The sequence below is a fragment of the Bacillus sp. UMB0893 genome, assembly GCF_002858905.1.
Lineage (GTDB): Bacteria > Bacillota > Bacilli > Bacillales > Bacillaceae > Bacillus_P.
The window spans coordinates 143,524-166,573 of record NZ_PKLB01000002.1; the positions used below are offsets into that span (position 1 = coordinate 143,524).

Consider the following 23,050-nt stretch of genomic DNA (forward strand, 5'->3'; position numbering starts at 1 on the left):
TTAAGTTAAATTCCTGATACGATTTGTTCAGCAGCTTGTCTTGCACCGGAAATATTTCTAGCAATGGGCCCAATCTGAAGTTCAGCTAATGCTCCGGTTACGTATAAACCTTCGGCCCATTCAAGACGCTCTGTTACAATAGGATATCCGCATTCTGCACATTTTAGCTTTTCCCTTTTGATTAGTGGGGAAATCCATTCTCTTCCTGGAAGTGAAGGCTTAAACCCAGTTGCCAGAATAATTGATCTAGCTAAGATCTCTTTACCCTCTTTAGTAATCAGTATTGTTCCGTTTTCAACTTGCTTAAATGTATTAATCTCCTCATCTAACCATTCAAGCCGTCCACGTCTCTTCAAGTGGTGAAGTTTCATATGAAGATCTTGAGTTATGGAACCTCGGTGTCTGGCTTCAATAATTCCCCTGCGACGGCTTGAATAATCGGGATTATTTCTAAATGAAGCCTGCTTTTTAGGGCCAAGCCATCCTGGATCACTATCAAACAGCTTGACTCTGAATGGATGCCTTTTCATCATTGTTACTTCACCAGGGAAAATGCTTGCCAATTTATTAACGAGATGAGCAGCTGTCATCCCTCCTCCAATGACTACGATAGGTCCTAATAAAGATTCAAAATTAAGGGTATCCTCAAAAATATGATGAATGGTCTGTGTTTTATCTTTTAACTTTAGTGCCCATTCAGGCCAATAAGGCTGTTCTCCAATACCAATTGCAATCACAACATTCTTTGTGGTTAACTTATTTCCATTATTATTGACGATTTCCCAATTAACACCAATCTTCTGAATCTCTATGACCCGACCCTTTATCCAACATTCTCGCATATTTAATTCATGAAACAGATGATCACAATGCTGCTTAAAAAGCTTTAATGATGGTCTTTTAAAACGTCCATAAAAAGTTTCGCCAAGATTCTGTTTGTTAAATCGTTCAAGCCCAAATGGATTTATCTCAATATGATGAACGGATGGAGATCTCAAATATGGCATTGAAATCGCTTGGGTGCATCGTTCCCAGTTTTCCAGCGGCTTAGTGTGCGGGTCAATAATTCGTATTTTACAAGGTGTTGTTTTTTTGCTTTGCAGAAGAAAAGTGGCCATTGTAACCCCCTGAACTCCTCCTCCAATAATGATCCATTCATACATACAAAATCACTCCTATAATTTAAAACGTAATCATTACGATTTTATAAAAATAAGTGTAACGAAAATAGCTCTTACATGCAATAGCCATAAGAAAATCAACTTTGATTAAACTTTAATCAAAATGTCTCTCTATATTAACGGTGAGTTACAATATGCAAACTTACATTCTTTCTTAATGTAGAATCTCGCACATAATTATTTAGCCTTTAAAAAGAAAAATAACCCTATAAAAAGATTTTCCTCTATAAGAGTAAAATATTAAATTCAACTATATTAACGAGCCCTTTAAAAATTCATATTATGAAACTCTTAAAATATTCATTTATATTTACCCAATAAAATTTTTCGTCGATCATAGGCAAAAATGACCATCGCCACACCTAAGATAGCACAAATCCTATACATAGATGAGTATGAGAAAATATCAGCCATCGGCCCCATAATAACACTACCTAGCGAAACACCTAAATCAGCCATAGCAATAAATAAACCTAATAATACATTGCGGTCCATCTTTGGTAAGACAAAGCTTAAATACGTTGTTAATGTTGGATAAATGAGTGCCTGAGCGATACCCATTAACATTGCACCAGCATAGAAAAAAACAGCTCCACCCGTTGTAGCAAAGCTTACACATAGCGCAGCTATTGCTAAAAGAAGCATAGTCCCCATGATAAAAGATGAATGCCATTTGCCATCTGAAGGGATTTTTTTTCTTAAAGCAAAACGAGCAAAGACAACCGTAATCGCTTGAAGCATGAGATAAATTCCAGCATTACCACTTGTTAACTGCATAGCATACAGTGGTATAAAAGTTGTAATCGCTCCAAATACAATGGAAGCAACTAACATCAATACGCTGCATTTAAACAAAAATGGATTTTTCAATAACTGACTAAATGACTTAAACATACTTACTCCCTGTTCACTATTATTTGTAACAGGTTGATCCTTTCCTTTTTCCATTTTGGTACTATAGCCAAACACCCCTGTAAAGATGGCGATTGCTATCATCACTACAGTAAAATAATTCATGTCCCCTGTTTGCCAAATGCCTAGGGCCAGCATAGGACCAATAATACCTGGTATATAAGAAAATAAAGAATAAAGTGAGATGCCTTGAGAGCGATCCTTCTCTGGCAATGCATCCATAATACCTATCTGTAATGCCATTGAAAAAAAAGCTGTCGATACACCTTGTAACATACGGGCGACTAGATAGCCCCCTAATCCAGTAAACGTATATAGTATTAAAGCAAACCCATTGACAATAAGAATAATGCGTAACACTTTTATCGGTCCATAATTTTGAATAATATGACCTGCCCATGGCCGAAAAAACATGGTTGTAAACAAATATGCCCCCATGATTAAGCCAATTGTCGTATTGCTGGCTCCTAATGCTTCCCCTTGTAAAGGGATAATAACATTTAGTATAGAGTTGGCACTAAAATAAAGAAGAACCAACAGATACAAACGAAGAAAGGGCCAAGACATAGCTCCACTCACAATTTTTTCTCCTCCTAAAATCGTCTAACAAGTTCTGTGACTTTATGTATTTATCTGCTCTCTTTCACAAGTCAATTCACTTTACACAAAATGTGCATACTTTTATATTCATGCTGCAGTACAGTTGCAAAAATGACATATGATAGATGTAATGGCTGCAACAATGCCAGTATGGGGTACGACCCTCTAAAGCAAAAACTGCCTCATCACAAACTAAAACATATATAGAAATATTTTAAGAATAATAGTAAATAACATTAAAAAGTTATTAACATCTCCAATAATTTTCTTGCATATTTTGACTGGACATCTTTTAGTTGTTCAATTTTGACCATTTCTTCAATTTGGCCATTTCTAAAAATAATGACTCTATCGCAAATATAGGCAGCAGACTGAATATCATGAGTTATAAAGACATAACTCATATTGTAAATTTTTTTTAATTCCTTAAGCAATTCAAGCACTTGTATTTGAATCGAGACATCCAAAGAACTGATTGCTTCATCTAATAAGATACATTTTGGTTCTGTTGAAATGGCTCTTGCAATACAGACTCTCTGAACCTCTCCCCCTGATAACTCATGAGGATGTCTTTTTCTATAAGAAGGATTTAATCCAACTTGATTTAAGAGATGATCAATCTTGTTTTGATTTTCTTTTTTGACCTTATTCTGAATTTTTAATGGCTCCATAATTGCTTCTTCAACTGTAAAGAATGGATTAATCGAAGATTTATAGTCTTGAAAAACAGCGCTAATGTTACCTAATCTCACTCTTCTATCTTCTACATTTTTTCCATCAAATAAAACTGTTCCACGATCAGGCTTTTCTATTCCTAGTATCAAACGACCTAATGTTGATTTTCCACTTCCACTTTCTCCTATAATGCCGAGACATTCTCCATTCTTACATTCAAAACTAACATTCTTTAAAACGTTTTGTCTTTCTGTAGAAAACCATCCACCTTTTTTATAGGATTTCTCAACACGGTCAACTATCAGCAACTGTAGACCCTCCCCCCATTATTTTCTTAAAATTATTACTCAGCGCCAGTCTAGTCGATACTAAATATTTAGTATATTCATGTTGCGCTCCTGAAAAAATGTTTTGAGTATTCCCTCTTTCGATAATTTCTCCATTCTTCATTACTAAAACTTCATCAGCAATTTTTCTTACAACCCCTAAATCATGAGAAATAAAGATTATTGAGCAACCTATTCTTTCCCGTAATTTTACAAATTGTTCAACAACCTCAAATTGTGAAATGGTATCAAGCGCTGTTGTCGGTTCATCAGCGATAATAATGTCGGGTTCTAATACTAATGCCAACGCAATCATAATTCGCTGCAACATTCCACCTGATAGCTGATGTGGATACTTATTCATTATTTCAATCGGATTTTTCAGCATGACACTTTCCATGGCATTTTTCATTTTTTCTTCCATTACGTTTTTACTCCAGTCGAAATGTTCAGTCAGTGTTTCCATTAAATGAACACCAATCACACTAGAAGGGTCAAATGCACTCATTCCATTTTGTAAAATCATGCATAGGTTTCTTCCTCTTTTCTTTCTCATTTCTTTTTCAGAAAGATTGTTTAAGTTTTCTCCCTTAAATAAAATGTCTCCTGATTGGCGAAGTGAGGATTTATTCAATTTCATTATGGATCTACCAGTCACAGACTTACCGCTTCCGCTTTCTCCTACCATTCCTAGACAGCTTCCTTTCTTTAAGTGGAATGAGCTATTATAGATAATCACTTTACCAGTGTTACTATCCCATATTCTCAGATTTTTGACTTCTAATAAATTCATAAATTTATTTTGCCACCTCTTTCTTGAAACTGATTTTTAGAGATAGTTACATTTTCTTGAAGCTTATTTTTAGAAGTTATTAATTTAGGATCTAAAGCAATTTGAAGGGCATCAGATAAAAAATTAAAGGACGATACGACAATAATAATGGCTAAACCCGGGGCTAACATTAACTCTGGTCTTGTAAACATAACTTCCCTAGCTTCATTTAACATCATTCCCCATTCAGCCTTTGGAGCTTGGATTCCTAAACCTAGGAATGAAAAGCCTGATATCTGTAAAATCATCGAACCAATAGAGCTACTTGAAATGACGGCGATATCAGAAAATGTAACAGGAATAATGTGCTTATAAATAATTTTTATATCACTAATACCAGATGCTTTGGCATATCTCACATACTCTAGTTCGGCATACTGCATAACAGACGTTCTGATGACACGAGCAAACCATGCCCACTTAATTAAAATAAACGCAATTAATATATTTTCAAGACCGACGCCTAAAATACCAACAACAGCCAATGCCATAACGTATCCTGGAAAAGAAAGCATAGTGTCACAAATTCTCATTATAGAGGCATCTACTTTTCCTCTAAAGTAGCCCGCTATGAAACCTAAAAAAGCCCCAATCAATATTGAAATAAGTAATACAACTAAAACCCATAAAACGCTGGGACGAATTCCATAAATTAGTCTGGATAAAATACATCTCCCTAGGTGATCATTACCTAATAGATATTCCCATGATGGAGTAGCATAGCGATGGATCATATTGACTTCCTCAGGGTCATGCGGAGCAAATAAAGGGGCAAAAATACCAACAGTAATGGTCACAACAATGACTAGTAAAGATATAGTAGCTAACTTATCTTTACTCAAGTTTTTTAATATAATCATTTAGAGATCATTCCTTAATTTAGGATTCATCGCAGCGTTTATAATATCAGATATCGTATTAAACAATACAAAGGCCACTGCTAATAAAAGAACGTACGCTTGGATAATAGGGAAATCTCTGCTTAGAATTGATTTAACACTTAGACTGCCTAGCCCTGGCCATGCAAAAACATTTTCTATAACAACTGTACTTCCCAATATCATGGGGATAGCCATACAAAATATCGAAACGGCCACTTGTAACGAATTTCTTAATATATGCATAGTGATTTTTCTCTCTGTTAAGCCACATGCCCTTCCATACAGTACATAGTCTTCATTTAAATTGCTTAACATCGAACTTCTAACGACCCTAAAATAAATACCTGCAAAACTTATCGCAATGACAATAACGGGTAGAATATAACTTTTATACGAATCCATTCCGCTTGTTGGTAAAAAATCTAATTTAACAGAAAAATACCAAATCATAAGAGACGCAAGCCAGTACGATGGCATGGCAGTTAGGAAAAATGAAATACTTCTTACCGATTTATCAATGATTTTTCCTTCATTCTTCGCACAGATCACACCTAATAGTATGGACATTACGATAATGACTACAGATGAAACTAACGTTAGCTTAAACGTATTTAGAAAAGCTGGACCTATTAATGACCAAACTGGTTTTCCTGTCACGTAGGAATTCCCAAAGTCCAACTGTAAGCAGGCAATAACCCAATCAAAATATCGGATGATAAATGGTTTATCCATCCCAAACTCTTCTTTTGTTTGAGCAATTAATTCATCCGTTATTGTTGGAACACCTTGCGCCTGCAATACCACTTCGGCTGGATCTAAGGGAGAAAGATTAATTAAGACAAACGTTAAAAATGAAATGACCAGAAGTAAAGGGATTGATATGAATAGCCGTTTAACGATATAACTTCCCATAGAAAATCTCCTTTTAATAGAAAATATCATTAGAAAAACACACTTGCATATGCAGTTTATAAGTTAAATCAAAAAGATTTACTCTTCACATAAATAAAAAGGGGGAAATTCCCCTTTTATTTATACTTCTATTCAAAATTCATTCGCTCAAATGGTAACTCAAATTGTGTTTGTTTAAATGATATACCCTTTAATTTTTTTGGAGCAACTACAGTGACACTGCCATTTGAGATGGGGATAAAGACTGCTTCATCATGAACAATTGTCAATATATCAGCATATATTGATTTTCTTGTTTCCTCATCAGTGCTCGCCATAACTTCATCAATCTTCTTGTAGAGTTCATCTGCTTTCGCAATGCCACTAGTAGTATGTAAATACGATGCCTCAGAAGTAAAAGCAGAAATTGTACTTTGTGGATCATAGGCTAGTCCCCATGTTTGATTGAATAATAGATCATAGTCGCCAGTTGATCTTCTATTAGCAATTGAAGTTGACTCCTCACCGATAATTTCTAGCTGAATACCAATCTCTTTTAATGAACTTTGAATAAATTCAGCCTGTGTTTTTTGGGAAGAAGAATTGCTATCATAATAAAGTTTCATTGCTAATTTGTTCCCGTCGTTCGTTCTAACAGCAGAACCATCCTCTAATGCCCAGCCTGCTTCTTCTAAAATCTCTTTTGCTTTTTTTAAATCATAGCCTCGTTTCTTCAAATCGACATCTGCATAATTGACGTTTGGTGAAAATAGGGTATTGGCTACTGTTTCCGTACCATTTAAAATATCCTTGCTAATTGCTTCTCTATCAATAGAGTACCAAATGGCTTCACGAACCGCTGTTTCACTTACTGGATTATCGGATCTACTACTGTTAGCTACAATCATTTTCGTATTCATTGCTTCACTTCTAACAAGCTGATAATCACCTGAATCAATCAGTTGATTCATTGCTTCGATATCAAGACTGTCTGCACCTCGATCATCAGTAAATGCAAAGTTTACTTCTCCTTTTTGCAAGGCTAAAAATGTCGTTTCTCCTGCTGGAAGAACTTTAGAAGTAATTTTCTTAATCTTAGGGGAGCCACCCCAATAGTTTTCATTAGCTTCAAACGTTGCTTTCTCATCTGTTTTATGTTCCGCGAGGATATAAGGTCCTGTTCCGTTGTAACCATTTACACCCTCTTTTGTTTCCCCATTCATAAAATCTTTTGGTGATATGAATACATAAGGTCTGGTCATAGACAATTCCACTAAGGCTGGATAATATGCTTCAGATAGCACTAATTCAACTGTGGACCCATCTACTACATTACAACTTACTATTTTTGTTGATAGCTTAATCCAAGAATGCTTTTCTGGATTATTTTGTACAGCATCAATATTCTTCTTCACTGCTTCTGCATTAAATGGTTCCCCATCATGAAATTTCACATCTTTCCTTAAATGAAACGTGTACACTTTTCCATCTTTTGAAATTTCCCATGATTCCGCAAGTAATGGCTTGATTCCGTCTTCCGTATTCTCCACTAATGACTCATACACCATCCCTTGAGCTGGCATTGAACCTGCGTACAAATGAGGATTCATATCATTGATATCTTTGGCTGATGCATAAACTAATTCTGTCTTCTTTTCCTTAGTCGTGGAATCAGCTTTATCGCTGCATCCTACCAGCAGTACTATTGAATACATAAGCACAATAAAAGAAAAAACACTTCTTTTTTTCATATTATTTCCTCCTAAAATAAGATTGCTAAATAAACTGATAAAAATCCCTACTTTACATTGCATATACACTTGGAAAGTTATGTAAACACTAAGATTCCATCTCACACTCCTTACTAATTAAATCGAAACTATTACGATTTAAATAATATTTGATATTCTTTGTTTAATCAAGCTGTTTTGAAGATGGTTCATAAGAAAAATGAGCTTAGAATTACTTTTATTGTAAAAATAGCTAATAATTATAGTACACTATAGGAGTATTTCACTAAATAATTTGGAGAGTGAAAGGATTGTTAAACTTAAATAAGATCGAACTTACAAAAAAGGGACAAACTATCAATTTAGAAAAAAACAATAACCATAGTGTTGGTGAAATTCTTGTTAACTTAAACTGGAATCAAAAGAAATCAGGATTCTTTAATAAATTTAACAACGTGGATCTAGACTTAGGATGTTTGTTTGAATTGAAAAACGGACAAAAGGGATGTGTCCAAGCTTTAGGAAATGCTTTTGGGAGCATTCAAAATGCACCTTTTGTAAAACTTGATGCAGATGATCGATCTGGAGCTGTAGCAGGTGGTGAGAACCTAAGAATCAATGGCGATAAACTAAAAGAATTAAAAAGAATACTAGTATATTCATTTATATATGAAGGTGCTGCAAACTGGTCTCAGGCTGACGGTGTTGCAACGCTTAAATATTCATCCGGTTCTGATATTGAAGTGAAATTGGACGAACACATAAAAACGGTAAAACAATGTGTGCTATGGCTTTGATTGAAAATGTAAACGACGAGACATTTAAAGTAGAACGTTTGGTTGAATATTTCAGTGGCCATAAAGATATGGACAGGAAATACCGCTGGGGATTGAACTGGGTAGCTGGTAAAAAATAAGTGTAAAAATCTTGAGGGGGAGTCCAATTAAAATAAGGGGCTTCCCCTTTGTTCCGGATAAGCCCCCGCTAATGGAATAACCACTACATGGATTCAGTCCTAAAACCACTTAAATTAGATATTAGATCAAGTTTTATTAAATGACATTTAATAAAAAACAGCCTTTTTGAGTTTTCCCCCATACACATAAGCCAAGCTAATGCATCTTAATCCTGTAATACCGTCTTTTAAATTCTGTCGCATAAGAATCATTCTGTATAAAATTTTTATCTAACCTATATATAGGATTATTAAATGTTTCCTATCTTGTAGAAAGTAGTGGGTTTTTTTAAATATAATTATATATAATAAATTTGCTATATATTTTATAGTTACTATAACTATTTGTGAGGGGATTTATTTTGAAAAACATAGATAAACAAGCACTTGATGTTGAATGTTCTATTGAAAAGGCACTTCACGTCATTGGAGGGAAATGGACTTTTTTGATTTTAAGGGAATTATTTAATGGTACAAAGCGCTTTAGTGAACTCCAAAAATCAATTGCAGGAATTAGCCCCAAAGCTCTAACTGATGCTCTGCGTCATTTAGAATCTCATCAAATTGTAACGCGAATAGTATATCCTACCGTCCCTGTTACTGTGGAATATACCGTAACGGGGAAGGGGCAAGCCCTTCATCCGATGCTAAAGGAAATGAAACTATGGGGAGCAAAATGGGTTTAAAAAATACTTGTAATAGGTTCTGCCTCATCACCATCAAGTTGGGATACCGCCAACATCTTAACGAAAATATATGCTATTTTTAATATTTGGAATATAAAAGCCGATTTTCCCTACACTAAGGATAAATCGGCTTTTATTTTGTTTTTTAGGAAGCTTCCCAATTATATCTGAGTATTTTATCAGTCTGTATATTTTCCTTTTATCATATGATAAGAGTTGGTTCCATAATGGGATTTAGCATCACCGTGTAAAATATGATACTCCACTTGTAACGGCATTCCATTTGAAGATTATGTTTTTCTATCCCCAATAAGAAACTAAAGCAAGTTTGTGTTGAAAATTCACAGTGTAGCTGGAACTATCTATGGCATCATCATATAGTCTCCATTGGCTGTGCTGGCCATTTGAAAATAGGGAATACCAAGAGTAGCTTCTGCCAGTTTAGTAGTAAGCCCAATGTTTGTTCACATTGCAAAGGTCGTACCAATTTTATGGGAACTATGCAAGCTCCCTCTAACCTTATTTCACCACCTTCACATAATCTCTCCAACTATGCATAGGCTGCCAGTTTAATAGCTGTTTTGCTTTTTTATTAGAAAACAGTGTTTCGTATGCTTCCAAATGTTTACGAATTTTAGTAGTTGGATAGATTGTCTCCATTAGCTTTTGACTTTCAATGTTCATGCTTGTGTCATTTGCTGCGATATTCAGCGCAACAGAATCGAGGCCATCTGTTTCAACAGCCAGGCGATAGGCTACTGCTGCATCTCTTGTGTCAATATAGCTCCACATGATCACTTTTCGTTGATCAGGGTCATTAATAAATCCTGGGAATTTTTCATACATATTAGGGGCAATCACATTGCCTAATCTCATTGACACTACCTGCATGCCGGTTCGACGGTGAATCATATCCGCATTTTGTTCATTGACGATTTTTGATAATCCATAGCTATCTTCTGGTAATTGTGGATGCTCTTCGTCAAGTGGAACATATTGAGGAGGTAGTTCATTGACCGCAAAGACAATTCCATATGAAGATTCACTAGACGTTATGACTGCTTTTTTAATGCCAAGTGTTCCGGCAGCTTCTAGTATATTAAATGTAGACATTACATTGTTCTTAAAGGTAACTTCATTTGGATGTGAATACGCAACTGGAATGGCTGCAAGATGTACAACGGCATCTGCATCAGCAAGTAATCCATACACTTCACCTAAGTTTTGTAAATCGGTTATTACTGTTTTACAAATTGGATCGATTGGGTGCTTCACATCTGCATTTATGACCTCATACCCACTATCAAGAAACTCCTTGATAACCCAGTGACCAAGGAGTCCACTTCCTCCTGTAACAACAACTTTTTTCATATAATTCTCTCCTTTACTTCAAAATCTCTTCAATTATTGAAATGACATCGCCCGTTAATGTCACATCCGCACCTTCAACATTTTCGATAATTTGCTCAGGTTTTGTAGCACCAACTAATGTGCTTGCAATACCAGGCTGACGTAAAATCCAGGCAATGGCTAATTGAGATAAGCTAATATCAAGTTCACTCGCAATCCTACTTAATTTTTCAACCTTTAACAGTGTTTCATCATTTAAAAATTGTTCTATATACATATTCGATTTAGGATCTGCTGCACGGCTACCTTCTGGCGCTCGATTGCTTAAGCTATATTTACCTGTCAATACTCCTTGTGCTAATGGTGAGAACACAATTTGACTTATGCCATTCACCTCACTAACCGGTAGTACATCTTTTTCAATATAGCGATGAAACATATTATAGTTTGATTGATTAACAACGATACGGTCTAAAAGATACTTATCTGCTGTACCTACAGCTTCTTGAATTTGTTGTGCGGTCCATTCACTTACTCCCGCATACAAAACCTTTCCTTGACGAATCATATCGTCAATCGTTCTTAATGTTTCATGTACTGGTGTTTCTGGGTCATAGCGATGACAATAATATATATCTACATAATCTGTTTTTAATCGCTTTAAACTAGCGTGGAGCTGTTCAAAAACATGTTTTCTGGAGAGTCCTCGATCATTTGGGCCATCTCCCATTGGCCCGAACACTTTTGTTGCTAATACGTAAGATTCGCGTTCATATTTGCTAAGGGCTTCACCAACTACTTTTTCTGAGTTACCTCTTGCGTATACATTTGCTGTATCAAATGAGTTAACCCCTAAATCGTATGCGGTTTCAATTATTTGAATCGCTTTATCTTTTTCAGTTGCCCCCCCAAATGTTAGCCAGCTTCCTAAGCTTATTTCACTGACTTTTAACCCATATCTTCCTAAACGTCGATATTTCATTCTCCCATCCCCCTTTTGAAAATGAACAGACAAACAGAAATAGGTGCTTCTTAGTGTTATCGTTATCATTGTTCTTTAAAATTATAAATTTTTTGAATAGTGTATACAAGTACTGAAATATTATTGATATAATATAAAATATATAATATGCTATAGTATTTTATAGTAGCTATAATAAGGGATACTATCGAGAAATTGGATGATATCCATATTAAATGCTCCATCAAAAAAGCACGTTGAAAAACACGCTAATAGGTTTTTAATTTCAAGCCACCATACTTTAAAACTTTATATAGAATGTTATTATAGGATAGGGATTACTTCAACCAACTTACCATTTTTTATCACAGCCGACCTGAGCTTTACTAAAGTAGTCTCCCCTAGACTTATCATAGGAATGGCAACATCACGAGTGTAAGAGTGAATACTTCTGTAAACCTGCCAAACCCACGTCAAATCAATCCTTGGGTCCCATCCGGCATTTTTTTCAAAGAAATCCAAAAGTGTGGTCCCTTCTGGTTCAACCTGTTTCATACTGGGAAAAATTGGTCAATGTCATCATCACATATGGTAACCAGGGACTTTGCAGGAATTTCTCTGGACCTTATGAACGTCCCCCCCCCCGAAAAGGTCATTCATTCCCTCTTCGGCTAAAGCTTTATTGATTACAATGACCTTTACATGAAGCAAGTCGACGCTGCTCTCCATATTTACACTAATATTATTTACTGCTTCGTTGACCGTTTTTCCAATACCTGTAACAATCCTGATCTGAATAGAATCCTGTATAGGCTGGGGAATCTGCAGAAAAACTTTATAGTCTTCCCCCTTCTTGGAAATGCCTAATACAACAGGCATGACACGATGATTGATATCCTTGATATCCCAACAACCGCTCAAGGTGGCAGTCAAAAATAATATCATGATCATAAAGATAAATCGTATATTCAATCCCATTCTGCCTCTCCTTTCTTGACCTGATTCCAAGGAACAATACTGAAATTGGCACTGCACTCATTTAACATAGAATCTCAAAAATGTATTCCATACAAATAAGCGTTCAATATCATTCCAATTAGGAATGAATAAACAAATGAGGTAGATAAGTGCAGAGAGTGCGATTACAAGATAATGAGGTTTAATGGAAGGGATTCATGTATGTACAATCCTAACCATCATCCATAGGACCAATGATATGAACAGCATGATAAAAGTAATCAGACTCATCAAAAAGAACATGGTTACCCTGTTGAACATCAGCCAGTTTAAGTTGATTCCATCAATTGCCATAACAAAAGGAAACAAAATTGCCACCCAATATTTGAAAAAAATTTCTATGAAAAGTCTATGCTTCAAAATCAATGGCATGCCCTCGCTTGGTGAATAGCATAGCAGCAGCAGTTTGACAAAAAAACCGTCTGGACGGTACAATTAATAAAAATCATCTTGGCCGTTATTTTGAGGAGTGACACATATGGAATCAAAAGCTGCAATAAAGCGTCATCATATCTTAAAATCTGCAGCAGAATTTATTCTCAATCATGATTTTAATGCATTAACTTTGGATTCTGTGGCAAAACAAGCTGGAATTAGTAAGGGCGGATTATTATATCACTTCCCAAATAAAGAAGCTTTATTGATAGGATTAGCACAATATATTTTCGAAGAATTCACGATTGCTTTTGATGAACACGCTAAGAATGACCCAATAGAAAAAGGCAAATGGTGCCGTGCTTTAATTCAAGCATCAAAATGGGATTTGGAACATAGTGCCGAGTTAAATATAGGAATAATCGCTGCTTCTATGTTAAATCCAGATTTATCAGAAGGTATTTCCAAAAGTTATCAGCATGTGCAAAACAAAGTGGAACAGGATCGTATAAACCCTGTAACAGCAACTATTATTCGACTAGCAATAGATGGTCTTTATTACTCAGAACTGTTTAATATAGCTCCCTTAGATGACAAATTACGTGAAAAAGTACTTCAAAAATTAGTAAATATGACAAAATAGGAGGAAACGATTTTGAATTCATACGTTTTCTTGGCAATAGCCATTATAAGTGAAGTATTTGGTAGTTCGATGCTAAAAGTATCACAAGGATTTAAAAAGTTGTTTCCTTCCATCGGTGTATTAATTGGAATGAGTATTGCTTTTTATTGCTTATCATTATCTCTTAAAACAATTCCACTGGGTACTGCTTATGCTATATGGTCAGGTGTAGGAACAGCTTTAACGGCATTAGTCGGTGTTATCGTTTATAAAGAAGGTTTTAATCTAAAAAAAATTTTAGGTTTAGTCCTAATTATCGGTGGAGTTGTTGTTTTAAAACTTTCAAGTGGTGACTCTCATTAATCTTTTGAATGGAGGTAATATATAATGAAAGGTTATATCGCTTTAGGAATATCTATAATCAGCGAAGTATTTGGTACGACAATGCTAAAATTGTCAGAAGGATTTACTAATTTATTCCCTTCCATTGGAGTTATTGTTGGTTTTGGATTAGCGTTTTATTGTTTATCATTATGTCTTAAAACAATTCCGTTAAGTTTAGCTTACGCTATTTGGGCAGGAATAGGTACAGCTTTAACAGCGTTAATAGGTGTACTGTTATGGCGAGACCCATTTAGTTTTTTTTCTTTAGTTGGTTTAGTATTAATAATTGGAGGCGTAATTTTATTAAATGCTTCTAGTAGTCCAGAAAAAGGGATGAAACCATCAAGCTAAAGGTGTGATGGTTCTAATTAACTTTGTCCTATATTTGAATTCTTCAATTTTGAGCTAATTTCTTTGTTATTGTAGGTTTCTCCTCACCAGACTCAAAATCATACTTCTCAATTTGTTCCAGATCCAAAGGATTCGTAATATCGACTTTAATCACCTTTATATCCAGTTCCAAGTCATTTGCTTCCCGCAGTAGGTCTGTTTTTTGAGAAGTCAGCTCTGTAGTTGCAATCACCCGATGGCCTTTTTTGGCAAGTCTAATTGCTGCACCTCTGCCGAGCCCGGTGCCTGCACCAGTAATGAAAATTGTTTTGCTCATGTTAAATTCCTCCATTCGAAACATGTCAATTTATTGTTCCCAATAGCAGGAAGGGCAAACCGAACATGGTCAACTTTACCGATTTCTGAACTAACATGTCCCGTTAATTTAAGTACAATCCTTCACAATATCATCGTATTCTTCTTTAAATGTGTTGTATGGTTAAAGCAGAAAATGGGTCCAAGATTTCTTCATTGAATTTTACGCATCTGTTAGAAAAGTCTGGTTTACCCGCTAATCGTTTTTCGCTGCATCAAGTAGCTTTTGTTATACTCTCTTCTATTTCTTCCTAAATTAGTCCATTTTTACGACATGCACAATTGAAAAAGGGTGCCTTTTAATCCTAGGCACCCTTCTTCTTAATTAAATCTTTTTTTCAATGCTTCTAATGTTAAATCCTTAGTTTTTCCAACTGGTTTTTTGGAAGTTGGGAAGTATGGATTGATGGACATGTATTCATCACTCGTTGCAGGAATATCCGTTATCGTCATATACCCACTCTCTGAAATATCAGCAGGATACTTTTTTCCATTTTTATCTACTAGATAAGCTTTTGTCCCAATCTTTGAATAGTCTAAATCATAATTATCCAAATTAACTGCTTCACCATGAAAGTGCCCTTCGAACCATGAGTGTTTAGAAATAAATTTAAACTTTTCAGCAAATGTCGGTAGAGTAAACTTACTGCCAGAGCTTGTTTGATAGGAAGATTCTTGATAATAGAATGAACTTTCTGCCATGTAATTATGGTCATCGGCTACTTTTAATTTGATATCTAATAAATCAATATCATCATTAATTGAAACTGGTAATTGTGTCTTTTTGTCTGAAATATCTACAGCAAATGCTGAAATATTAGACCAAGTGCTTTCTGTAATTTGTGGCTTTGCAACACGAATAGTCCAATTATTTTTCTTTGCAAGATTTTCCAGCTGTTTTAAATTCACCATTTGCATTTGGGGAAAATTGAGCTGTTGGCCAATATGAATCTTGATAAGCGAACGCGGTATTTGCCTCTTGAGTGATGTCATGTCCTCTGCTTTTTAAATAGTCAATCGTATCATCATACAATTTTCCATACACCCAATATGCTGTATAATCTTGTCCGTCATAACTTTCATTTGTTAAATCTGAACTTGTAAGTTCTTTGATTCCTGTTTTCTTATCAAATTCGAGTGTTGGACCAGTATTATCGATCACCATGTCATTATCGATTTTATATGTTTTACCATCTACGCCTGTACCGATATAAGAAACAATGTATTTACCTTCTTTAAGTGGTTCATATTCAAGTGCTAATGGTTTATTGTTTAACTATCACCTTAAATTTAAACAAACCAATAAAGCTTTTAAAATGGCGCAATTACTAATCAATCATGAAAAAAATCATGTCCCTTATCAAAAGTGACATGATTTTTTTACCTATATAATTAAATTTTGGGTATGATGCTATTCTTAGGCAATTCAATTAACAATTCTATATCTTTTATTCAAGAATGCCCAATTGTTGAACACGATTTCTTATTAAGTATTTTATTTATTTATTTCAAAATCTGGGCCTAGGTGCCCAACAATTATAAAAAAAGACTGAAAATCTCAGTCTATTTTTGCTATACATTCAGATCTCTTTTTTTATAAAAAACATAGGTCACAATCGAAAGCGCCGCAATTAACACGATAGACAAAATGACAAAGCTTGCTTCGAAACCGCCGCCATACATTACATTTTTCGCTTCAAAATATTTGAATGGTGTAAAGTATCTTATGCCTTCAATGTTCTCATTCAAATCAAGAATGATTGATAACATATACGTAAGTAAAAGGATTCCAGCAGCTGCTGATGCAGCCGTTTTTGGATTCTTTTTTACCGCAGCCAGCGCGCTGCCGATTACCATAAACAAAACCTGCAAAATGAACATAGCAGACATTAAGATGGCGATTTCACCATTAACCGCTTCACCCTCGCTGTATCTCCCTAAAAGAATAATCGACGAAGCAAATGTTGCGAGATTAAAGATCACAACATTGGTAAATGATGCCAATAATTTTGCCGTAATTATGGCACTTCTTGATACTGGCTTTACGAATAAAAACTCTGACGTTTTGTCCCGCTCTTCTTTGGCAATAATCGTTGCTCCCAGCATCGCCGCATGGATAGTTGCCATTAATAGCAAATAGAGAAATAGCATGCCATAGTAGCCGCTGGCCTTCGATAAATCCAAAGTACTGAAACCTAATACTGCCCTCAGCGATTTTGGTATATCAGCCATCAGATCATTAATCGATTGGCCTGATGACGAATAGGCAGAATATTTAGCCATTCCAGATGCAACCAAAAGAAAAACACCGATGCTCCAAAAGATAAGCGCTTTTCGATGAGACTTCAATTCTTTTAAATATATATTCATGACCAAACCCCTCCGATTAGCTCTCTATATGCATAGCCAAAATTCTTATACAGCATGGATATCCTTCTTGGTATAGACGACATAACTAGCTGAAATGGCAAGAATAATAATGACTGCACCAACAATCAAAAATGAAGCTTCATAGCTCGAATGTTTAATAATATAGGCGGTGTCAAAATATTTAAAAGGAGAAAAATAACGTTTCACTTCATCCCCAGTCGTATCACTGAACATTCCCAGAAAGTAGAATGCAAAGACGGAAGCAAGCGATACTGTCAGGACAGATTTGATCTTTCGGACCATAACGGAAATGATGATTCCTAAAGCCAGGAAAATCATTTGAATGAAAAAAATCGTAAGCGAAAGCAAAAAGAACGTTTTCAAGCTAAAATCATCGGTCTTAACTTGTATTGCCACAAAGCTGGCTGCAGCAAAATAAACAATATTCGTCATGGCAATTGAAACGAATGCTGCCAATAACTTGGCTGTCAAAATTTTAGTCCGGGTAACAGGCTTCGTCAGCAAAAAGTCCGCCGTTTTTTCACGGACTTCCTTGCTGACAATGGAAGTACCGAGATTCATCGCCTGGATTGCTGCGCAAAGAGTAATAAAAGATAGTGGGAAGCTATAGAATTTGAGAATAGTAAAGAAATTTTCTTGATTAAATCCGAGCGCATTTCTTATCGCCTCTGGATAACTCTCCAAAATTTTCATAAAACCTTCTGCATCCGCTGCAAATGAAGAATACATCGACATAAAAATGACGATGATCGCAATTAACGATAGCGACCATATAATCGTAGACTTCCGATACGCCTTCAATTCATGCAAAAATATATTCATAGGGTCTTAGGCCTCCTTTTCATAGTAATGCATAAAGATCTCCTCAAGGTCCGGCTCTTCTATCCAAAGATTCGTGATTTCTATGTCGGCTATTTTTTTCATAATCGTATTGATATTTCCCTTAAATATAAAGCTGGCAACATTATTTTTTACCTCTAAATTGTTGACACCCGCTAGATTAAAATAATTTTGTTCAAACATTGAATTTGCTTCAATTTTGAATTTTTTATAGGTGTTTTCTTGTAAAGTACTGATTTTCTCAACTGTAACGATTTTCCCCTCTTTAATTATGGCAACACGATTACATAATCGCTGTACCTCACTTAAGATGTGAGAAGAAAAAAGTATTGTGGCGCCTTTTTTATTCTCTTCCTCAAGCAATTCGAAGAATTTTTGCTGCATGAGAGGATCAAGTCCACTCGTAGGTTCATCGAGAATGATCAGCTTCGGCTCATGAAGAAGCCCTTGAACAATTCCGACCTTCTTTTTGTTTCCTAAAGAGAGGTCATCAATTTTTTTATTAAGGTCCAAGTCCATGATTTCAGCCAATTCTCTTATTCTCTTATTGCAATCTTTTTTATAAAAGCTAGCTGAATATTTTAATAAATCTTTTACTTTCATATTTTCATAATAAAATACTTCTGAAGGTAAATAGCCGATTTCCTTTTTAATTTCAGGAGCTGATTGTATACAATCCTTTCCAAAAATTGCTGCACTGCCGCTTGTAGGATAGATGAGTGATAAAAGCGTACGGATCGTTGTCGATTTCCCAGCGCCGTTTGGTCCAATAAAACCGAAAATCTCACCCTGTTCAACAGTAAAACTAATATCGGATATCCCTCTCGCCTTGCCGTAAGTTTTGGTTAGGTTTTTAATTTCTATTACGTTCATTTAGTAATACCTCCCTTTTTTCTCTTCCCTCACTAATACGGTATGACCAATTCTGTAATATGATTGATCACCTCCTTACTCATATAAAGAATTTCTTAGTATTTTTAGGTATTCTTCCATTTCTGCCATTGTCTCTTCGCTATCGATTTTCTCCAGGGATTGGGACAATACTTTATCTTGCATTTGATAGGCGAAACCTTCCAATGTCCAATTAATTATGTTGATCGCCTTTTTGATATCGATCCCTTTTTTAAATTTGGAAAGATCAATATCGGAAAATAATTTATTGTAGGAACTATCCAATAATTCTTTCGCCCTGAGGTTAATATCGATTTTTATTTCAGGGGAGGTGTCTTTATAAAGTGACTTAACAAAGTTTAACATTTCAGGATAAATTTGATATACTTTGATTTTCAGCAATGCGATTTGCCGATAGCGGACAAATATGTCTTTTTCATCCCAGTTTATTCTTTCCATAATTTTTTCCATTAAAATATCGATCACGTGATCATACAAAAATAAATATAATTGCTTTTTATTTTGAAAATAATGGAATAACAATCCCTTTGATATTCCCGCTTCCTTGACGATTTCATTTGTTGATGCCTTATCATATCCGTTCTGGGCAAATTCCTTCATTGCTGCATTTATGATACGATCTTGTTTTTCCTTATCCAGATTCAAAAATTTTGAAAACATGCTAAGCAGCCCTCTTTCTACATTGGTCCTCACTAGGTTGTTGACCATATCGGTCAATTTCATTGTAATTCTGTTGACCTCTCTGGTCAATAGTGATCAAGCTATATTTTTTCAAAAGAAATGAAAATGTCGCTCTGTCTGCAAATCTATTGCTTCTCCCATTGCTGTTAGTTGATAAAAATGGACTTTCTCTATTTTTAATCGGTATTGTTTACTACTCAATTGAAAAGAAATCAAGGTAAAAATCTCGAATTCGAGATTTAATTATTTTGTTTTATTAATAGTTGGGTTAGAACGGATAGCTTATACACAGCATTGGAAAATATGCAGGATCAGCTTTTTCGAAATTTTAGCAGGTGCTTTATTGTCAATATATTTAGACCTAAAAGCACCTGCTTTTTAAATGAAAATCTATCATGTTTTATTTTGTAGGTCATTTTATGAAGCCGAACTTCTTTTACTTTAGGTGCAGAAAACACTTAAATAACAAATCATTTTTCAAATAAACATTTCAGTTTTTCAATTTAAAAAAGAAGCTGCTGCTGCAACTTCTTTTCTTCAGTCCTATTTTAATGTTTCTAGGATTTCATCGAGACAGTCAAATTGAGAAGACATTCCCTCAACGACTCCCATTTCAACAATTTTCTTCAGTTCTTCTTCTGAAGATAACTGAGAACGTATTGTTAGTTTTGTTAGTTCGCCTTTATCATCAAACAGCATAGTAATGATCATTTCTGGCATTTGATCTGATGTGCTGCCATCTTTGTCGGAGAATGCATCGACATAGACAATTTTTTCAGGGACAACAATTTCTTTGTAGGTAGCTTTGCCCCATGATTCCATCCCATAAAATTCACCCTGGTTATTATCCTCACAGCGCATACAGTAATGCCAGACACCCTCAGGTTTAAATTCAAACGTTTTATTTTCTGTTTTCCATCCTTGCGGTCCCCACCAGCTGGCAAGATGCTTGGAATCTGAGAATGCTTTAAAAACAAGCTCCCTTGGTGCATTGAATGTTCTCTCCATAATAAGTTCTTTGCCTTCGACACGTGAAGTCATATTTACAATCCCTTTATTTGTTGACATGATTCATTCCTTTGTCATTCTTCTCGTTATCCTTTAATTCCTGCAAATAATCATCAAGTCTGTCTAACCTATCGTGCCAGACACGCTGAAAGGAATCAAGCCATCCTTCGAGATCCTGAAATGGCTGTGCCCGCAGCTTGTAAATTCGCCGGTTGGCAGCCGCCTCTGCCTCTACAAGGCCAGACTCGCTGAGAATACGGAGATGTTTGGACGTTTGAGGCTGAAGCAGATGAAGCCGTTCAGCAATTTCTCCCACAGTAAGCGGACCATCACGCAATAATTCTACAATTCGCTGTCGGTTGGGCTCTGCAAGTGCATTCAAAGTTGCTGTAATGTTCATGCCCATCATCCATTCTCCTTTCTATTTTAAATATAACCCAAAGTGAATATTCTCATAAAGGAATATTTAATTTTATTTGAAAATTTCTTCAACACACAAAAAAATGCTCCCAGATGAATGGGGAGCACGTTCCTTATTATTCCTTATCTTTCTTCGCCCACATGCACAACTTGCTTGGAAACTATAGCATCTTCTTTTAATTTGAATAGCGGAAGAATTAGCAGTGTTGCCATTAAGAACAAGACTCCTGAAACCGTGTAAACGCCTGATAGAGATAGTGGGTTTTTAAGCAGTCCAGCAACGGACATTCCGGCTACCATCATTCCCATAAATAATGGGTTCAGTACTCCGTTCACACGGCCAACAAAGGATTCATCCGTGTTTTTAAGAATTAGTGTATTAATCCCAATATGAATACATGGGAAAAACATGCCGTTTAACAGCTGCAAGGCGATCGTGAGCGGAAAGCTCGTTGACCAGCCGATGCTGATGGTAAAGATCATACTTGTGAATATACCGATTGCCAGTAGCTTTTGCGGCGAGATTTTTTTAGAGAAAGCCATTACAATACCGCCTCCGGCAAGCATTCCGATTCCATTAGCCATGATCAGCCACTGCAGATAATCTTTGGACAACCCCAGGTTTTCGATGGTAATAAAGATCATCAGCGGAGAGATCAGTCCTACTGCTAAGCCACAAGCGGCGAAGATTCCGCCCATTGTTGTAAGAACCTTTTTACCCATTACATAACGGAAGCCATCTGCAAGTTCCTTCTTGAAGCTGCTTACTTCATCCGTTTTTTCTTTTTCAAGATCACGCGGAAGGAACGTTAATACGGCAGCAGATAACAGGAACATAACACCCATCACAATAATTGAGGTGTAGATACCGTAAGACTGATAGACTATTGTGCCGATTACTGGTCCAATGACCATGAAAACAGCCATTAAGGATTGAAAGATGGCCATCGCAGATTGCAATTGCTCTTCTGGTACGTGCTGTTTTAGCAGCCTCATTGCAGAAGGCATTGAGAACTGTGACAAAATCGCTGAAACCAGTGTTGCAAAAAAGATGGCGTGCCATGAACCGTAAATAAGTGTTAATAATACGATAAAGATTGACAGCGCTGACAGTATATCACACCATACCATGGTTAGTTTAGGCTTCCACCTGTCAGCAAATGTCCCTCCAATGATTGAAAAGATAAAAATTGGTGCGAACTCTGCAATTGAAATGAGTGATACATATACGGGATCGTTATTCGTTAGTTCCGTAACATACAATAAAATTGCAAAATTTCGGATCCAAATGCCTAGCTGCAATAAAAAGTTAGAGCCCATTATTGCAAGGACGATTCGATTTGCAAATAGATTTCCTGAAGGCTTTTCTTGCAGTGAAACAGCATCATTTGTGTATTTTTCCATGTATTATCATGCCTTTCCAGCTTGTAAAATTGTTGCGTTGATAGCTATTTTTCTATTAAGAAATGTAAATAGTTAACATGATCCCCTTTCTTTTGCAAGTTAAGACTTCAAACGAATTGGCGTCCTAAAATGAGTCGACTTATATATTCTGCTTCCCTACAAGAAGTCCCTCCTATTTCCATGTAAATAATCCAACTTTTTTTATAAAGAATTTGTTTTTCTTTTACCAATGAAAATTATATATTATTTTCAATAGATAAATCCATATAATGTCAAAATTTATTTATTGATTAAAAAAAGTGCTGTTTCGC

24 protein-coding genes and 1 pseudogene are annotated in these 23,050 nt (G+C 35.6%); 5 read left to right on the forward strand and 20 right to left on the reverse strand.

Going from position 1 to position 23,050, the window contains the following annotated elements; genetic code table 11:
- Nucleotides 1–5 precede the first annotated feature (5 nt).
- From CYJ36_RS06335 to cntA, 7 genes are all read right to left on the reverse strand, one after another.
- Entirely contained in the window at nucleotides 6–1,163 is a 1,158-nt protein-coding gene (locus tag CYJ36_RS06335; protein ID WP_101565972.1) for an FAD/NAD(P)-binding protein, read from the reverse strand.
- Between the two features lie 318 nt (nucleotides 1,164–1,481).
- Nucleotides 1,482–2,672, reverse strand: a complete 1,191-nt coding sequence (gene cntE / locus CYJ36_RS06340) for a staphylopine family metallophore export MFS transporter CntE (protein WP_101565974.1) — start codon at nucleotides 2,670–2,672, stop codon at nucleotides 1,482–1,484.
- 257 nt (nucleotides 2,673–2,929) lie between these two features.
- Nucleotides 2,930–3,676: an ABC transporter ATP-binding protein gene (locus CYJ36_RS06345; RefSeq protein ID WP_101565976.1), complete on the reverse strand. Its 747-nt coding sequence runs from the start codon at nucleotides 3,674–3,676 to the stop codon at nucleotides 2,930–2,932.
- The gene (gene cntD, locus CYJ36_RS06350) at nucleotides 3,663–4,487 is read right to left on the reverse strand and encodes a staphylopine uptake ABC transporter ATP-binding protein CntD (RefSeq protein WP_101565977.1); all 825 of its coding nucleotides are present in this window, start codon (nucleotides 4,485–4,487) and stop codon (nucleotides 3,663–3,665) included. Before cntD ends, CYJ36_RS06345 begins: the two co-directional genes overlap by 14 nt.
- Nucleotides 4,484–5,386, reverse strand: coding sequence for a staphylopine uptake ABC transporter permease subunit CntC (gene cntC / locus CYJ36_RS06355; protein WP_101565979.1), 903 nt, complete (start codon nucleotides 5,384–5,386; stop codon nucleotides 4,484–4,486). Before cntC ends, cntD begins: the two co-directional genes overlap by 4 nt.
- Nucleotides 5,387–6,319, reverse strand: a complete 933-nt coding sequence (gene opp1B / locus CYJ36_RS06360; RefSeq protein WP_101565981.1) for a nickel/cobalt ABC transporter permease — start codon at nucleotides 6,317–6,319, stop codon at nucleotides 5,387–5,389.
- Nucleotides 6,320–6,447: 128 nt separating this feature from the next.
- The gene (cntA, locus tag CYJ36_RS06365) at nucleotides 6,448–8,049 is read right to left on the reverse strand and encodes a staphylopine-dependent metal ABC transporter substrate-binding lipoprotein (protein ID WP_101565983.1); all 1,602 of its coding nucleotides are present in this window, start codon (nucleotides 8,047–8,049) and stop codon (nucleotides 6,448–6,450) included.
- A 293-nt stretch (nucleotides 8,050–8,342) separates the two neighbouring features.
- On the opposite strand from cntA, the pseudogene CYJ36_RS06370 reads away from it, so the two are divergent.
- Nucleotides 8,343–8,944 (forward strand): annotated as a pseudogene (locus CYJ36_RS06370) (TerD family protein); the annotation flags it as partial.
- A gap of 401 nt (nucleotides 8,945–9,345) precedes the next feature.
- On the forward strand, nucleotides 9,346–9,669 hold the full coding sequence (locus CYJ36_RS06375; protein ID WP_308315267.1) for a winged helix-turn-helix transcriptional regulator: 324 nt from the start codon (nucleotides 9,346–9,348) through the stop codon (nucleotides 9,667–9,669).
- 519 nt (nucleotides 9,670–10,188) lie between these two features.
- On the opposite strand, the gene CYJ36_RS06380 is transcribed toward CYJ36_RS06375, so the two are convergent.
- The 3 genes from CYJ36_RS06380 to CYJ36_RS06395 all read right to left on the reverse strand — a co-directional run bounded on the left by CYJ36_RS06380 (nucleotide 10,189) and on the right by CYJ36_RS06395 (nucleotide 12,958).
- Nucleotides 10,189–11,040 (reverse strand): NAD-dependent epimerase/dehydratase family protein, encoded by an 852-nt coding sequence (locus CYJ36_RS06380; protein ID WP_101565987.1) that lies wholly within the window; start codon nucleotides 11,038–11,040, stop codon nucleotides 10,189–10,191.
- Between the two features lie 13 nt (nucleotides 11,041–11,053).
- Nucleotides 11,054–12,001: an aldo/keto reductase family protein gene (locus CYJ36_RS06385; protein ID WP_101565989.1), complete on the reverse strand. Its 948-nt coding sequence runs from the start codon at nucleotides 11,999–12,001 to the stop codon at nucleotides 11,054–11,056.
- Between the two features lie 561 nt (nucleotides 12,002–12,562).
- Nucleotides 12,563–12,958 carry a Ger(x)C family spore germination protein gene (locus CYJ36_RS06395; RefSeq protein ID WP_101565993.1) on the reverse strand — a complete coding sequence of 132 codons (396 nt, stop codon included), beginning with the start codon at nucleotides 12,956–12,958 and terminating at the stop codon, nucleotides 12,563–12,565.
- 517 nt (nucleotides 12,959–13,475) lie between these two features.
- Here CYJ36_RS06395 and CYJ36_RS06405 point away from each other — a divergent pair.
- From CYJ36_RS06405 to CYJ36_RS06415, 3 genes are read left to right on the forward strand one after another with little or no spacing between them, the layout of a single operon-like run.
- Nucleotides 13,476–14,015 (forward strand): TetR/AcrR family transcriptional regulator, encoded by a 540-nt coding sequence (locus CYJ36_RS06405; protein ID WP_101565997.1) that lies wholly within the window; start codon nucleotides 13,476–13,478, stop codon nucleotides 14,013–14,015.
- Between the two features lie 12 nt (nucleotides 14,016–14,027).
- Nucleotides 14,028–14,357 carry a DMT family transporter gene (locus CYJ36_RS06410; RefSeq protein WP_101565999.1) on the forward strand — a complete coding sequence of 110 codons (330 nt, stop codon included), beginning with the start codon at nucleotides 14,028–14,030 and terminating at the stop codon, nucleotides 14,355–14,357.
- 24 nt (nucleotides 14,358–14,381) lie between these two features.
- Entirely contained in the window at nucleotides 14,382–14,729 is a 348-nt protein-coding gene (locus CYJ36_RS06415) for a DMT family transporter (RefSeq protein ID WP_101566002.1), read from the forward strand.
- Nucleotides 14,730–14,772: 43 nt separating this feature from the next.
- Here CYJ36_RS06415 and CYJ36_RS06420 read toward each other — a convergent pair whose 3' ends face one another.
- The 10 genes from CYJ36_RS06420 to CYJ36_RS06465 form a co-directional block, all read right to left on the reverse strand.
- Nucleotides 14,773–15,045 carry an SDR family NAD(P)-dependent oxidoreductase gene (locus tag CYJ36_RS06420; RefSeq protein WP_257962406.1) on the reverse strand — a complete coding sequence of 91 codons (273 nt, stop codon included), beginning with the start codon at nucleotides 15,043–15,045 and terminating at the stop codon, nucleotides 14,773–14,775.
- Between the two features lie 359 nt (nucleotides 15,046–15,404).
- On the reverse strand, nucleotides 15,405–15,992 hold the full coding sequence (locus CYJ36_RS06425) for a hypothetical protein (protein ID WP_101566004.1): 588 nt from the start codon (nucleotides 15,990–15,992) through the stop codon (nucleotides 15,405–15,407).
- Nucleotides 15,952–16,248 (reverse strand): hypothetical protein, encoded by a 297-nt coding sequence (locus tag CYJ36_RS06430; RefSeq protein WP_101566007.1) that lies wholly within the window; start codon nucleotides 16,246–16,248, stop codon nucleotides 15,952–15,954. The genes CYJ36_RS06425 and CYJ36_RS06430 overlap by 41 nt, the downstream gene beginning before the upstream one ends.
- 407 nt (nucleotides 16,249–16,655) lie before the next feature.
- Nucleotides 16,656–17,453, reverse strand: a complete 798-nt coding sequence (locus CYJ36_RS06435; RefSeq protein WP_101566009.1) for an ABC transporter permease subunit — start codon at nucleotides 17,451–17,453, stop codon at nucleotides 16,656–16,658.
- A 45-nt stretch (nucleotides 17,454–17,498) separates the two neighbouring features.
- Nucleotides 17,499–18,296, reverse strand: a complete 798-nt coding sequence (locus tag CYJ36_RS06440) for an ABC transporter permease subunit (RefSeq protein WP_101566011.1) — start codon at nucleotides 18,294–18,296, stop codon at nucleotides 17,499–17,501.
- Between the two features lie 6 nt (nucleotides 18,297–18,302).
- On the reverse strand, nucleotides 18,303–19,187 hold the full coding sequence (locus CYJ36_RS06445) for an ABC transporter ATP-binding protein (RefSeq protein WP_101566013.1): 885 nt from the start codon (nucleotides 19,185–19,187) through the stop codon (nucleotides 18,303–18,305).
- 75 nt (nucleotides 19,188–19,262) lie between these two features.
- A complete protein-coding gene (locus tag CYJ36_RS06450) occupies nucleotides 19,263–19,826 on the reverse strand; it encodes a TetR/AcrR family transcriptional regulator (protein WP_441296220.1) in 564 nt (187 codons plus the stop codon).
- Between the two features lie 624 nt (nucleotides 19,827–20,450).
- A complete protein-coding gene (locus CYJ36_RS06455) occupies nucleotides 20,451–20,975 on the reverse strand; it encodes an SRPBCC family protein (RefSeq protein WP_101566017.1) in 525 nt (174 codons plus the stop codon).
- Complete coding sequence (locus CYJ36_RS06460) at nucleotides 20,962–21,321, reverse strand: ArsR/SmtB family transcription factor (protein ID WP_101566019.1); 360 nt, start codon at nucleotides 21,319–21,321, stop codon at nucleotides 20,962–20,964. Before CYJ36_RS06460 ends, CYJ36_RS06455 begins: the two co-directional genes overlap by 14 nt.
- A 137-nt stretch (nucleotides 21,322–21,458) precedes the next feature.
- The gene (locus CYJ36_RS06465) at nucleotides 21,459–22,739 is read right to left on the reverse strand and encodes an MFS transporter (protein ID WP_101566021.1); all 1,281 of its coding nucleotides are present in this window, start codon (nucleotides 22,737–22,739) and stop codon (nucleotides 21,459–21,461) included.
- Nucleotides 22,740–23,050: the final 311 nt, after the last annotated feature.